At 74.0% G+C, this 13038-nt stretch carries 12 protein-coding genes and 1 pseudogene; 7 read left to right on the top strand and 6 right to left on the bottom strand.

Annotated features, from left to right (window positions below; all coding sequences use genetic code 11):
- Window positions 1-21: 21 nt before the first annotated feature.
- Both ACFPP6_RS13100 and ACFPP6_RS13105 read left to right on the top strand, forming a co-directional pair.
- Window positions 22-546 (top strand): DUF6879 family protein, encoded by a 525-nt coding sequence (locus ACFPP6_RS13100; protein ID WP_382040652.1) that lies wholly within the window; start codon window positions 22-24, stop codon window positions 544-546.
- Window positions 531-1025, top strand: a complete 495-nt coding sequence (locus tag ACFPP6_RS13105) for a DUF6879 family protein (RefSeq protein WP_382041024.1) — start codon at window positions 531-533, stop codon at window positions 1023-1025. The genes ACFPP6_RS13100 and ACFPP6_RS13105 overlap by 16 nt, the downstream gene beginning before the upstream one ends.
- Window positions 1026-1326: 301 nt before the next feature.
- On the opposite strand, the pseudogene ACFPP6_RS13110 reads toward ACFPP6_RS13105, so the two are convergent.
- Window positions 1327-1851: pseudogene (locus ACFPP6_RS13110) on the bottom strand (DUF6879 family protein).
- 329 nt (window positions 1852-2180) lie between these two features.
- Here ACFPP6_RS13110 and ACFPP6_RS13115 point away from each other — a divergent pair.
- Together ACFPP6_RS13115 and ACFPP6_RS13120 are read left to right on the top strand one after the other, a co-directional pair.
- The gene (locus tag ACFPP6_RS13115) at window positions 2181-4712 is read left to right on the top strand and encodes a helicase-associated domain-containing protein (RefSeq protein ID WP_382040655.1); all 2532 of its coding nucleotides are present in this window, start codon (window positions 2181-2183) and stop codon (window positions 4710-4712) included.
- Between the two features lie 186 nt (window positions 4713-4898).
- On the top strand, window positions 4899-6545 hold the full coding sequence (locus tag ACFPP6_RS13120; RefSeq protein WP_382040657.1) for a DNA repair helicase XPB: 1647 nt from the start codon (window positions 4899-4901) through the stop codon (window positions 6543-6545).
- Between the two features lie 48 nt (window positions 6546-6593).
- Here the strand turns inward: ACFPP6_RS13120 and ACFPP6_RS13125 are convergent, their stop codons facing one another.
- Window positions 6594-6734: a hypothetical protein gene (locus tag ACFPP6_RS13125; protein WP_382040659.1), complete on the bottom strand. Its 141-nt coding sequence runs from the start codon at window positions 6732-6734 to the stop codon at window positions 6594-6596.
- Between the two features lie 360 nt (window positions 6735-7094).
- Between ACFPP6_RS13125 and ACFPP6_RS13130 the strand changes: the two genes are divergently transcribed.
- A complete protein-coding gene (locus ACFPP6_RS13130; protein ID WP_382040662.1) occupies window positions 7095-9158 on the top strand; it encodes a HelD family protein in 2064 nt (687 codons plus the stop codon).
- A gap of 34 nt (window positions 9159-9192) precedes the next feature.
- Here the strand turns inward: ACFPP6_RS13130 and ACFPP6_RS13135 are convergent, their stop codons facing one another.
- On the bottom strand, window positions 9193-9522 hold the full coding sequence (locus ACFPP6_RS13135) for an ArsR/SmtB family transcription factor (RefSeq protein ID WP_382040665.1): 330 nt from the start codon (window positions 9520-9522) through the stop codon (window positions 9193-9195).
- Between the two features lie 97 nt (window positions 9523-9619).
- On the opposite strand from ACFPP6_RS13135, the gene ACFPP6_RS13140 reads away from it, so the two are divergent.
- Complete coding sequence (locus ACFPP6_RS13140) at window positions 9620-10855, top strand: MFS transporter (RefSeq protein WP_382040667.1); 1236 nt, start codon at window positions 9620-9622, stop codon at window positions 10853-10855.
- Window positions 10856-10889: 34 nt separating this feature from the next.
- On the opposite strand, the gene ACFPP6_RS13145 is transcribed toward ACFPP6_RS13140, so the two are convergent.
- A complete protein-coding gene (locus tag ACFPP6_RS13145) occupies window positions 10890-11588 on the bottom strand; it encodes a copper homeostasis protein CutC (protein ID WP_382040670.1) in 699 nt (232 codons plus the stop codon).
- A gap of 59 nt (window positions 11589-11647) precedes the next feature.
- Here ACFPP6_RS13145 and ACFPP6_RS13150 point away from each other — a divergent pair, with 59 nt between their 5' ends.
- Window positions 11648-12310 carry an HD domain-containing protein gene (locus tag ACFPP6_RS13150; RefSeq protein ID WP_382040673.1) on the top strand — a complete coding sequence of 221 codons (663 nt, stop codon included), beginning with the start codon at window positions 11648-11650 and terminating at the stop codon, window positions 12308-12310.
- 76 nt (window positions 12311-12386) lie between these two features.
- Here the strand turns inward: ACFPP6_RS13150 and ACFPP6_RS13155 are convergent, their stop codons facing one another.
- The gene (locus tag ACFPP6_RS13155) at window positions 12387-12653 is read right to left on the bottom strand and encodes a DUF4031 domain-containing protein (RefSeq protein WP_168091635.1); all 267 of its coding nucleotides are present in this window, start codon (window positions 12651-12653) and stop codon (window positions 12387-12389) included.
- A 10-nt stretch (window positions 12654-12663) separates the two neighbouring features.
- Complete coding sequence (locus ACFPP6_RS13160; protein ID WP_168091641.1) at window positions 12664-13032, bottom strand: hypothetical protein; 369 nt, start codon at window positions 13030-13032, stop codon at window positions 12664-12666.
- Window positions 13033-13038 lie beyond the last annotated feature (6 nt).

Below are 13038 nucleotides of genomic sequence, written 5' to 3' on the forward strand. Positions count from 1 at the left end.
AGTTCTTTCTGGAGGTGCAGGGTGGCAAAGGTGCCGACCATTGAGGAGCTTCTGGCCTCGGCCGAGCACTCGGCGGTGCATCTGGAGATGCGCGACACGTACATGCCGTCCGACCCCGCCTTCATCGCCTGGCAGAACGGGACCCTGACCGATCCGGTGGGTGGCGACGTCGAATTCCAGCAGTGGCTGGAGACGGTGTGGGCTGCCACCGGCCGCGGCGTCGGCATCCGCCGGGCGCGGGTTTTCTCCGTACCGGAGTCGGACTGCATCCGCTTCGAGCACTACGTCTCGGAGGCCAACGCGAAAGCGGGCGAGGACATCCGCTGGCTGCCGCGCAGGCAGGCGACCGACATCCCTTTCCCGGGCAACGACTTCTGGGTGTTCGACAACCAGCTGGTCGTGGTCCTGCACTTCACGGGTGACGGGGAGGCGGCGCCGGACTGGCTGGAACCCACGCGGGACGAGCGGGTCCTCCGCCTTTGCACGAGTGCGTTCGAGGCAGTCTGGGAGCGGGCGGTCCCGCACGCGGAATACCGGCCCTCCTGAGCGACGGCAGCGAAGTAGACCGGACACAACGAGTGCCCTGCGGTGTCGGTCGATGCGGAGAAGAAACGCAAGCCAAGCGCACGGGACAACAGGACGTCGACGCTGGCTCGGACTACTGGGCCCCGTGGGTTGATCTCATCCGCCGGACGATCGCCCGGGGCGTCGTCGTTCGCCGGGCCCGGATCGTCTCCGAGCCGGTGACCGACTACATCAGGTACGAGCACGCGGGCACCCCGGTCAACGTTCAGGCCGGGGAGCAGGTGCGTTGGCTGCCACGCCGGCAGGCGTCGGACATTGCTCTCCCGGGCAACGACTTCTGGTTGTTCGACGACCGCTTGGTGATGTTCAACCACTTCACCGGAGACGGTGCATCGGCAGGCCCATCAGTCAGTGAAGACGCGGACGTCACCGAACTGTGCGCGTCGGCGTTCGAAGCAGTGTGGGAGCGCGGTATCCCTCACGAGGCCTACCAGGTCTGACACGCCACCACCGTCTTCCAGCGCCCAAACCGCCCACGAAACACTCGCCGAACGCTTGCGGGAGCTACGCCTGGACACAGATCCCGACCGGGCCACCGACGCCGGCGAGAAGGACGGCGGGAGGGGACGGGGGCGCAGGGGTGGGGGTCCGGGGCGCTGACGTGTATTTGTGGGCCCAATCTCCGGGCACGCACGACATCAGGGGCACCGGGCCCGTAAATATACGGCCCCGGACCCCCACCCCGGAGCCCCCGGCACCGGCACCCCCACGCACCGCCCCACCCCGCGCCCCCGGGTGGTTTCAGGGCTTGTAGTCGCGGTGCGGGATCGCCGTGGTCCAGAGAAGGTCCCGCACCCGGATGCACTCGGCCACGGCCACGGCGTCCTCGATCAGCTCCGAGCCGAGAACCCTCCCGTCCTCGTCGAAGTGCCCCACGGCCAGGAGGCGGTCATCGAACAGCCACCAGTCATTTCCGCCCACGGGAAACGTGATGCCTTCCGGCAGTCTGTGCCTCGGGAGCCACCGGATGTCCTCGCCCATCTCCAGGTTCAACCGGGTCAGCGAGTGCTCCCGCCCGACGTACCGGGAGTGCGGCTCCGTGACGACCCGCACCCGCCGGACTGCCTTGCCGCCCCCGGTCACACTCTTCATGAGCGTTGTCCACGGTCCCAGTCAGGCGAAGTCGTCAGGTTCGCCCCTCTGCCAACGGGCATAGGGAGTGTCCTCGACAGGCGACCCGTAGTGGTCCCTCAGCTCCAGATGAAACGCGTCCCGCTCCAGGCTGCGGAACAGCTCGTCACGCTGTGCGGGGGTGATCAGGTCCACCGCTCTCCTCCGGTAAGCCCGCGATCGAGGACTTGGGGACCTCGATGCAGGTGTCGTAGCCGGGTATGCGCATCTGGCTCAGGGCTTCAGGGTCGCGCATCTCGCCCCACGCTGGGGCCGCGTCCGACCAAGCCACCGAGGCCAGCGGGTGCGGGCCCGTAAATATGCGGCCCCGGAGCCCCCGGCACCGGCACCCCCACGCACTGGCAGCGCCCCGCGCACCGGCACCCCCCACCCACCGGCGGAGCCGCCGGCACCGGCGCCCCCGCACCGCCGCAGCGCCCCGCAACCCCCTGGCCTGCGGCGCTCGACCCGGTACCGTAAACAGAATGACCACACCGCGGGAGACAGGCAGTAGCGGCGGGGCCGCGCGCGGCGGGCCGCGGACGCTGGCCGAGGAGTTGCGGGCGCGGCCCGACGGGGCGCTCGCGGGGCTGCTGCGGGCCCGGCCCGATCTCCTCAACCCCGTGCCGGGCGATCTGACCCAGCTGGCGACCCGCGCGGGCACCCGCGCCTCCGTCGTGCGCGCCCTGGAGCGCCTGGACCGCTTCGCCCTGCAGGCGGCCGAGGCCCTCGCCGTGGCCCCGGACCCGTGCCCGTACGGCACTCTCGCGGCCCTGATGACGGGGGACGCCCCCGCCGACCCGCGCATCGCCGAGGCCCTGCCCCGCGCCGTGGCCACCCTGCGCGAGCAGGCCCTGGTCTGGGGCGGCGAGGACCGGCTGCGCCTGGTCCGCACCGTCCGCGAGCTGCTGGCGCCGAGCCCGGCGCACCCCTCCCCCACCGGCCTCGGCCCGACCGTGGCGGAGGCCACGGCGGGCATGTCGCCGGGCCGGCTGCAGCAGATCATCGCGGCTGCGGGGCTGCCGGGGACGCACGACCCGGTGTCGGCGGTCGCCGCGCTCACGACCCTGTTCGAGGACCGCACCCGGATGGCGGAGCTGCTGGCGGGGGCGCCCGCGGAGGCCACGGCCGTCCTGGGCAGGCTGGTGTGGGGCCCGCCCTACGGCACGGTCACCGCCGATCCCGCCCCGCACCTGCGCTGGCTGCTCGACCGCGGCCTGCTGCTGCCCGCGTCACCCGGCAACGTGGTCCTGCCCCGCGAGGCGGCCCTGCACCTGCGCGGCGGCCGCGCGCACCGTACGCCGGAGCCGGTGGCGCCCGAGCTTGCGCCCGCCACGCCGCACTCGGCCCGCACGGTGGACGCGACGGCCGCCGGCCAGGCGTTCACGGCCCTGGGGACGGTGGAGGAGCTGCTCGCCGCCTGGGAGTCGGACGGCCCGCTCGTGCTGCGCGCGGGCGGCCTGAGCGTGCGCGACCTGAAGCGCGCCGCGGCGGTCCTCGACGCCACCGAGGACGCGGCGGCCTTCTGGATCGAGCTGGCGTACGCGGCGGGGCTGCTCGCCTCGGACGGCGAGGTCGACGAGCGTTACGCGCCCACGCCCGCCTTCGACGACTGGCTGCACCTGCCTGCCGAGCATCGCTGGGCCCGCCTGGTCACGGCCTGGCTCGCGGCCACCCGCACCCCGGGCCTGGTGGGCAGCCGGGACGCCAAGGGCCGCCCCCTCAACGTCCTCGCCGCGGAGCTGGACCGCTCGCCCGCGCCCGAGGTCCGCCACCGCGCCCTGGCCCTCCTGGCCACGCTCCCGCCCGGCACGTCGGTCTCCGCGGACACGCTGCTGGACCGCATGCACTGGGAGCGCCCTCCGCGGACGCCGGCCGAGCCCGGCACGGAGGACCTGCGCACTCGCCTGGCCCGCTGGGCGCTGGCCGAGGCCGAGCTGCTCGGCGTCACCAACCGCGGCGCCCTGTCCGCCCCGGGCCGCGCCCTGCTGGGTCCGGAAAAGCCGGAGAGGCCGGAGGGACCGGAGGGCACGGAGCCCGCATTCCCGCTCAGCGACGCCGAGCAGGCCGCCTGCGCCGTACGGGCGGCCGCCCTGCTGGCCCCGCTGCTGCCGGAGCCGCTCGACCACATCCTGCTCCAGGCCGACCTGACGGCCGTCGCCCCGGGCCCCCTGAAGCGGCCGCTCGCCCAGACGCTCGGGGTCCTCGCGGACGTCGAGTCCAAGGGCGGCGCCACGGTCTACCGCTTCACGCCCGCGTCCGTGCGCCGCGCGCTGGACGCCGGGCAGACCGCGGCCGACCTGAAGGCGTTCCTCACGGAGCACTCCCGTACGCCCGTGCCGCAGCCGCTGGCCTACCTGATCGACGACGTGGCCCGCCGCCACGGCCGGCTGCGCGTCGGCGCCGCGTCCTCGTACCTGCGCTGCGACGACGAGGCGATGCTCGCCGAGATCCTCGCCGACCGCCGCTCCGCCCCGCTGCGGCTGCGCCGCCTCGCCCCCACCGTGCTCGCGGCGCAGGCCGCGCCGGACGACCTCCTCGCGGGCCTGCGCGCGATGGGGTACGCCCCGGCGGCCGAGTCGGCCGAGGGGGACGTCGTCGTCACGCGCGCCGACGCCCGCCGCACCCCGCAGCGCACCGCCCCGGCCCCCGTCCCGGAGGGCCCGCCGGTGCCGGACGAGACGCTGCTGGGCGCCGCGGTGCGGGCGATCCGCGCGGGGGACCTGGCGTCCACGGCCGAGCGCAAGCCGGTCGCCGCCCCCGCCCCGGCCGACGGCGGCCTGCCCCGCACCACCTCCGCGGACACCCTCGCCACGATGCAGGCCGCGGTGCTCACGGGCGCCGCGGTGTGGATCGGCTATGTGAACGCGGAGGGCGCGGCGAGCCAGCGCGTCATCGCCCCGGTACGCGTCGAGGGCGGCTTCGTGACCGGCTACGACCACACGGCGGACGAGGTCCGCACGTACCCGCTGCACCGGATCACAGGCGTGGCGGAACTGGCGGACGAGCACGCCTGACCCCCGGCCCCGGCCCCGGCCCCACTACCCCGGCACGACCACCCCGGACGGCCCGCGCAGGAGCACTCGCCCAGGAGCACTCGCGCAGGAGCACTCACACCCCATTCCCACCCGCCTCCACGTTCGAGCAAGTAAACTCAGGAGTTTGGCGCGGTGGGCCGGCCGGGCCCGGTTGTGGAGGTACGAGTGTCCTGCTTGATCGTCCAGAGCGACAAGACGCTGCTCCTGGAGGTGGACCACGAGCAGGCCGACGCATGCCGTCGCGCCATCGCCCCCTTCGCCGAGCTGGAGCGCGCCCCGGAGCACATCCACACCTACCGGGTCACCCCGCTGGGCCTGTGGAACGCGCGGGCGGCGGGGCACGACGCCGAGCAGGTCGTCGACGCCCTCGTCACGTACTCGCGCTATCCCGTCCCGCACTCCCTCCTCGTCGACATCGCGGAGACGATGGACCGCTACGGGCGGCTGCGGCTGCTCAAGCACCCCACGCACGGCCTGGTCCTGGAGTCGACGGACCGCCCCGTCCTGGAGGAGATCCTCCGCTCCAAGAAGATCCAGCCGCTCGTCGGCGCCCGGATCGACCCGGACACCGTCGCCGTGCACCCCTCCGAGCGCGGGCAGATCAAGCAGACGCTGCTGAAGCTGGGCTGGCCGGCGGAGGACCTGGCCGGGTACGTGGACGGCGAGGCGCATCCGATCGAGCTGGCGGAGGACGGCTGGGCGCTGCGGCCGTACCAGCAGCAGGCCGTCGAGGGGTTCTGGCACGGCGGTTCGGGCGTGGTCGTGCTGCCCTGCGGCGCGGGCAAGACGCTCGTGGGCGCCGGCGCGATGGCCAAGGCCAAGGCGACCACGCTGATCCTGGTCACGAACACGGTCTCGGCGCGGCAGTGGAAGCACGAGCTGGTGAAGCGCACGTCGCTGACCGAGGACGAGATCGGCGAGTACAGCGGTACGAAGAAGGAGATCCGGCCGGTCACCATCGCCACGTACCAGGTCCTCACGACCAAGCGGAAGGGCATCTACCCGCACCTGGAGCTGTTCGACTCCCGCGACTGGGGCCTGGTCGTCTACGACGAGGTGCACCTGCTGCCGGCGCCGGTCTTCAAGTTCACGGCCGACCTGCAGGCGCGGCGGCGGCTCGGCCTGACGGCGACGCTCGTGCGCGAGGACGGGCGCGAGTCGGACGTCTTCTCCCTCATCGGCCCGAAGCGCTTCGACGCGCCGTGGAAGGAGATCGAGGCGCAGGGCTACATCGCGCCGGCCGACTGCGTGGAGGTGCGCGTCAACCTCACGGACTCCGAGCGGCTCGCCTACGCGACGGCCGAGACGGAGGAGAAGTACCGCTACTGCGCGACGACCGCCACGAAGCGGCGCGTCACGGAGGCGCTGGTGGCCCGGCACAAGGGCGAGCAGACGCTGGTCATCGGGCAGTACATCGACCAGCTCGACGAGCTCGGCGAGCACCTCGACGCGCCCGTGATCAAGGGCGAGACCAGCAACGCCCAGCGCGAGAAGCTCTTCGACGCCTTCCGGCAGGGCGAGCTCTCGGTGCTCGTGGTCTCGAAGGTCGCGAACTTCTCCATCGACCTTCCGGAGGCGACGGTCGCCATCCAGGTGTCGGGCACGTTCGGCTCCCGGCAGGAGGAGGCCCAGCGGCTCGGCCGGGTGCTGCGCCCGAAGGCGGACGGGCACGAGGCGCGCTTCTACTCGGTGGTCGCCCGGGACACCGTCGACCAGGACTTCGCGGCGCACCGGCAGCGGTTCCTGGCCGAGCAGGGTTACGCGTACCGCATCGTGGACGCGGACTCGCTGCTCGCGGGCGAGGAGGCGTAGGCCGTACGGCCGCGCACGACCCCGGCCTCGTACGGAGGAGAGCCGGGGTCAGGCCCTGCGGCCGTCCGCGTACTGGCCCAGGACGACGACGCTGACGGCCGCGCCGGCGAAGGCCTTGATCGCACGGAGGGCGTGCGCGAGGGGGGATTCGTCGGCGGCGGGGTCCGGGTTCACGGCTGCTGTGTTCATGTCTCCATGATGGTTTCCCGCGGCGCCCCCGGACATCGGCCTGCCGGTGTAAAAGCGCAGGCCCGCGCGTACGACCCGAGGATCATGGTGTCCTACGGGAGGTGGACGCCGACCCTGAGGTCGTCCCTGGGGACGCCCCTGGGGACGGCCTTGGAGGCGACCCTGGGGACGACCCTGGGGCGGCTCTGAAAACGCCCCAGGGGAGCGCGGAAAATCGCTCGCGCGCCCCCAGCCCGCTGACTAGAATCTCCCCTTCCCGCCCGCCTCCCGCAGCGTCCGCCGCGCCGCACGGAGCGCGGCCGCCGACCGGACGGAAACCGGCGGCTTCCGATCGTCCCCCGTACGTCTGGAGGCTCTGCCGTGCCCGCGCCGCAAGTGACCACCCACGCGAACGACCCCCTGGAGCGGGAGCGCACCCACCTCTCCTCCTCCCGCGCCGCCTTGCGCGCGATGCGGGAGGACGTCGAGGCCCTGGACATCAAGGACGTCACCGCGAACTGGGTCAACGCCGCCGTCCTGGAGCGGCAGATCGAGGAGCGCATCACGGCGCTGGCCGATCTCGCGCACACCCCGCTGTTCTTCGGGCGCCTGGACTACACGCACGCGCCGGGCGCGGACCGGGCCGAAGGGGCCGAGGGCGAGCAGTTCTACATCGGCCGCCGGCACGTGCACGACGCGGACGGCGACCCGATGGTGATCGACTGGCGCGCGCCCGTCTCGCAGCCGTTCTACCGGGCGTCCAAGAAGGAGCCGATGGACGTGCGGATGCGCCGCCGCTTCGGCTACACGGGCGGCGAACTCACCGCGTACGAGGACGAGGACCTCACCGACACGTCCGGCGCCGACCAGGCCAGCAAGCTGCTGCAGGCGGAGATCGAGCGGCCGCGCGTGGGCCCCATGCGGGACATCGTGGCCACGATCCAGCCGGAGCAGGACGAGATCGTCCGTGCGGGGATCGGCGGCACGGTGTGCGTCCAGGGGGCTCCCGGCACCGGGAAGACGGCGGTCGGCCTGCACCGCGTGGCCTATCTGCTCTACGCGCACCGCGAGCGCCTCGCCCGCACGGGCACGCTGGTCATCGGACCGAACCGGTCGTTCCTGCACTACATCGAGCAAGTCCTGCCCGCGCTGGGCGAGTTGAACGTGGCGCAGGCGACGGTCGATGACCTCGTCGCGCATGTGGAGGTGCGCGGCACGGACCGCGCGGAGGCCGCCCGCATCAAGGGCGACGCCCGCATGGCGGAGGTGCTGCGGCGCGCGGTGCGCTCCGGGGTGACGATGCCGGAGGAGCCGGTGGTCGTCGTGCGCGGCTCGCGGCGGTGGCGGGTGCCCGCGTACGAGATCGAGGAGATCGTCCGCGAGCTGCTCGGTCGCGACATCCGCTACGGCGCCGCCCGCGAGGCCCTGCCGCAGCGGATCGCGCACGCCGTGCTCGTACGCATGGAGCAGGCGGGCGAGGCGCCGGACGACCGGGTGCAGGACGCGGTCGCGCGCAACGCCGCCGTGAAGGCGGCCGTCAAGGCGGTGTGGCCCGCGGTCGATCCGGTGAAGCTGGTGCTGCGGCTGCTGTCCGACGCGGAGTTCCTGGCGGAGCACGCGGACGGGGTGCTCTCGGCGGAGGAGCAGGCGGAGATCCTGTGGGCGAAGCCGGCGCGCGGCGTGAAGTCGGCGAAGTGGTCGGCGGCGGACGCGGTGCTGATCGACGAGGCGGCGGACCTGGTGGCGCGGACGCCGTCGCTGGGCCACGTGGTCCTGGACGAGGCCCAGGACCTCTCCCCCATGCAGTACCGCGCGGTGGGCCGGCGCTGCACGACCGGTTCCGCGACGATCCTCGGCGACCTCGCGCAGGGCACGACGCCGTGGGCGACGTCCAGTTGGCAGGAGGCGCTCACGCACCTCGGCAAGCCGGAGGCCGGCGTGGAGGAGCTCACGCAGGGCTTCCGCGTGCCGCGCGAGGTGATCGCCTACGCGTCGCGGCTGCTGCCCGCCATCGCCCCCGGCCTGGCCGAGGCCACGTCCGTGCGTGAGGCGGCGGGCGACTTCGCGGTGCGCGCGGTGCCCGGCGGGGAGCTGGACGCGGCGGTCGTGGCCGCGTGCCGGGAGTCGCTGGAGCGGGAGGGGTCGATCGGCCTGATCGCGGCGGACGCGCGGATCGGGGCGCTGGGCGCGCTGCTGGCGGAAGCGGGCCTGCCGTACCTGGCCCCGGGCGAGGAGACGACGGCGGAGGCCCGCCTGACGCTCGTGCCGGCGTCGCTGGCGAAGGGCCTGGAGTACGACTACGTGGTCCTGGACGAGCCGGCGGCGGTCGTCGCCGGCGAACCGGACGAGCGGACGGGGCTGCGGCGGCTGTACGTGGCGCTGACGCGAGCGGTGTCGGGGCTGACGGTGCTTCACGCGGAGCCGCTGCCGGGGCAGTTGGCGTAACGCCTGCACACGGAGGGCCCGCGCCCGGGAGGCCTTACGAGGCCTCCCCCTCCAGCCCTCTGAGCAGGGCGTCCAGCAGCCCGGGGAACCGCTTGTCGAGATCCCCCCGCCGCAGCTGCACGAACCGGTTGCGGCCGGAGACGCGCGTCGAGGTCACCCCCGCCTCGCGCAGGACCTTCATGTGGTGCGACACCGTGGACTTGTGCAGGTGGTCGAGGCCGAGCCCGCTCAGGTCGCAGGCGAACTCCTGACCCCTCAAGTACACCCACAGCAGCTGCAGGCGCACCGGGTCGCCGAGCGCGTGCAGCACCCTCACCAGCTGGATGTCCTCGGTCGCGGGCTGCGGCAGCCACTCGTCCGGCATGTGCTCTTCCCTCCTCGCCCCCGGTAATTGTTTGACAATTATCCACCCATCCCCAATTGTTTGACGAGCATCCAACGATTCGTCTCGGGGGGATCCTGTGCGTCTGCGACTACTCCTGCTCGCCCTCGGCACCTTCGCCGTGGGCACCGACACCATGGTCATGGCCGGCATCCTCGGCCGGGTCGCCGACGACCTCGGCGTCTCCGTCCTGGCGGCCGGCCAGGTGGTGACGGTCTTCGCGCTCGCGTACGCGCTGCTCGCCCCGGTCCTCGCCGCCGCGACCGCCCGCTGGCCGCGCCGCCGCCTGCTGCTGACGGCACTCGCCGTGTTCACCGCCGCGAACGCCCTGAGCGCCCTCGCGCCCGACTACACGACGCTCCTCGCGACCCGCGTCCTGGCCGCCGCCGGAGCCGCCCTGTACAGCCCGAACGCCAGCGCGGCCGCCACCACCCTCGTCCCGCCGGAGCGGCGCGGCCGGGCCATCGCGACCGTGCTCGGCGGAATGACCGTGGCCACGGCCCTGGGCGTGCCGCTCGGCACCTACGTGGGCCGGGCGGACTGGCGGCTGACCATGTGGCTCGTCACCGCGCTCGGCGCCGTGGCCCTGCTGGGCCTGGCCGCCTTCCTCCGCGAACTGCCCGCGCCCGCCCAGGCGGTGGGCCTGCGGGAGCGACTGGCCCCGCTGCGCGACGGGCGCGTCCTGGCCGCCGCGGCGACGACGTTCGCCTTCTTCATGGCGTTCCAGTCCGTCTACATCTACCTGGGCACGGCCGTGCACCCGGCGACGGGCGGCGACGCGGACCGGCTCAGCACCATCCTGCTGGCGACGGGCGTCGCCTCGGTCGCGGGCAGCTGGCTCGGCGGCCACGTCGTGGACCGCTGGGGCGTCCGCAAGGTCCTGCTGGCCGGCAGTGTGGTCTCGGCGGTGTTCTTCGCGGCGCTGCCGTGGCTGGGCCGGACGATGACGGGCGCGCTCGTCTACGCGCTGGCGGTGCCGCTCGCAGGCTGGTCGATCTCGGTGGCCCAGCCCCACCGCCTGGCCTCCCTGCGCCCCGCCGACGCACCGCTGCTGCTCTCCCTCAACAGCAGCGCGCTGTACCTGGGCATGGCCGCGGGCGGCGGGACGGGCAGCCTGGCGATGGCGCTCCTGGGAGAGCGCTGGTTCCCGCTGGGGGCGTCGGCGCTGGCGCTGGTGGCACTGGGGATGGCGGCAGGGACGACGAGGCCGGCTGCGACAGCTGCCGCAGCCACGGGAGCAGGCCGCACGCGGACCCCGGCCGGGCCCGCAGCCGAGAACCGGGCCCGGCAGAATTCGAGCCCGTCCGGCGTTTGAGGACCGGGGACCGGGACGGAGCCCCGGACCCGCCCTACGCGTCCAGCGCCTCCCGCCAGGTCCGCACCGCACCCGCGTCCACCGGCCCGCCCCACCCGTCCGGCCGAGCGGCGCCGCCGATATGGAAGGCGGAGATCCCGGCCCCGCGCAGCACCGGCAGGTGCTTGAGCTGCAGCCCGCCGCCGACCATGATCCGCGGCTCGTAGCCGGGCTCGTCGGCCCGTCCCGCCTCCGCGACGAGCGTGGCGAGGCCGTCGTCGACGCCGGCGGCGGACCCCGCCGTCAGGTACGTGTCGAGGCCGGGCAGGTCGGCGAGCTGCTTGCGCAGGGCGTCGCGGTCGGCCGCCCGGTCGATGGCGCGGTGGAACGTCCAGCGCGCCCGCGGCCCGATCGCGTCGGCGAGCGCGGCGACGGCCGTGAGGTCGGCGCGTCCGTCGTCGGTGAGGAAGCCGAGGACGAACTCGGAGGCGCCTTCCGCGACCAGCGCACGGGCCCGGCCGCACAGGGCGTCCAGGGCCGCGGCGTCACCCGCGGAGAAGCCGTCGGCGGCGCGCAGCATGACGCGCACGGGGATGCGGACGGCGTCCCGCACGGCGGTGAAGGTCTCCAGGGACGGGGTGAGCCCGTCCGCGGCCATGTCGGTGACCAGTTCGAGGCGGTCCGCCCCGCCGTCCTGCGCCGCCACCGCGTCCCGCGGGCCGAGCGCGATCACCTCAAGAATTGGTCTAGACATATTGCACAGCCTGCCATACGGGAGCCCCGCGCCAAAAGCGGTGCCCCACAATTGGCCCCATGGCAGCTACGACCGAGCACCCGTCCGGCCCCGCCCTGCGCATCCGCTGGCAGGAGACCGTCGACCGCGCCCGCGGCGGCGCGACCTCCCCGGACCCCGGCCCGTACGCCGACGACCTGCTGCGCCGCTGGTCGGAGCCGCAGCGCCGCTACCACACCGTCGATCACCTGGTGGCGGTCCTGGACCGGGTCGAGGAGCTGGCCGCGCACGCCGACGACCCGGACGCCGTCCGCCTCGCCGCCTGGTTCCACGACGCGGTCTACCGCCCCGACCGCTCCGAGAACGAGGAGCGCAGCGCCCACCTGGCCGAGCGCGCCCTGCCCGAACTGGGCATCGGCGCGGCCCGTACGGCCGAGGTCGCCCGGCTCGTACGGCTGACCGTCGGCCACGCCCCGGGGGCCGGCGACCGGGACGGCGAAGTGCTCTCCGACGCCGACCTGGCCGTGCTCGCGGGATCCCCGCAGGAGTACGCGGCCTACGCCGCCGCCGTCCGCGAGGAGTACGCCTTCGTGCCCGACGCGGCCTTCCGCGAGGGGCGCTCGGCCGTGCTGCGGCAGCTCCTGGACCTGCCGCGGCTCTTCCGCACGCCGCTGGGCTACGACCGCTGGGAGGCGGTCGCGCGCCACAACCTCACCACCGAACTGGGCCTGCTGGCCGGCTGACCGCGCACCTGCACGGGCGGCGGGCGCACGGACCACGGCTGCACGGGCACGGCCACACGGACTGCGGCCGCACCGACTACGGCCGCTCGTGCTTCGGCCGCCGCAGCCCCGCGCCCACCAGCAGCCGCACCAGCTCCTTGCTGCTCGCCTCCACCGCACCCAGCCGCACGGCGTCCCCGTAGGACGTCGACGGCACGTCGTAGTGGTCGCGGTCGAACGCGCGGGCGGGAGCACCGAGCCGCGCGGCGAACGCGTGCAGCTCGTCGTACGACACATCGCTGATCAGGTGGGACCACATGCGGCCGTGCCCGGGCCAGACGGGCGGGTCGATGTAGAGCGTCATCGGCGGCGCCTCACCGCAGGGCGCCGGCGAGCGAGCCGACGGGTGCGACCAGGACCGTCTGCTTGGTGCAGGCCCAGTGCGGGTCGGGCCCCAGCTCCGGCTCGACCTCCAGGGCGTGCAGATCACCGGATCGGGTGCAGAGCGGGCACAGCGGCCAGCGGCCGTAGCGCTCCAGCAGGGCGTCCTGGACGTCCTGGGCTATCAGCCCGACCACGAACCCGGCCCCTTCCGGCCACTGCTCGACCCACCACCGCCGCTGCGCCACCGCGTCCTCGACGAGCGAGACGACGTCGGCCTCCGCCACGTCACCCGCGACGAGGTCGGCGAGGATCAGGGCGCGCGCCGTGTGCAGCGTTTGTTCGAGCTCCATACGGTCCATTGTCCC

Source organism: Streptomyces aureoversilis, assembly GCF_042657885.1.
Lineage (GTDB): Bacteria > Actinomycetota > Actinomycetes > Streptomycetales > Streptomycetaceae > Streptomyces > Streptomyces aureoversilis.

Coding starts and splice junctions, on each gene's coding strand:
- ACFPP6_RS13115 (WP_382040655.1), top strand. CDS start 2,181: ATGACCACACCGCGGGAGACAGGCAGTAGCGGCGGGGCCGCGCGCGGC.
- ACFPP6_RS13145 (WP_382040670.1), bottom strand. CDS start 11,588: ATGTCTAGACCAATTCTTGAGGTGATCGCGCTCGGCCCGCGGGACGCG.
- ACFPP6_RS13150 (WP_382040673.1), top strand. CDS start 11,648: ATGGCAGCTACGACCGAGCACCCGTCCGGCCCCGCCCTGCGCATCCGC.
- ACFPP6_RS13125 (WP_382040659.1), bottom strand. CDS start 6,734: ATGAACACAGCAGCCGTGAACCCGGACCCCGCCGCCGACGAATCCCCC.
- ACFPP6_RS13160 (WP_168091641.1), bottom strand. CDS start 13,032: ATGGACCGTATGGAGCTCGAACAAACGCTGCACACGGCGCGCGCCCTG.
- ACFPP6_RS13155 (WP_168091635.1), bottom strand. CDS start 12,653: ATGACGCTCTACATCGACCCGCCCGTCTGGCCCGGGCACGGCCGCATG.
- ACFPP6_RS13135 (WP_382040665.1), bottom strand. CDS start 9,522: ATGCCGGACGAGTGGCTGCCGCAGCCCGCGACCGAGGACATCCAGCTG.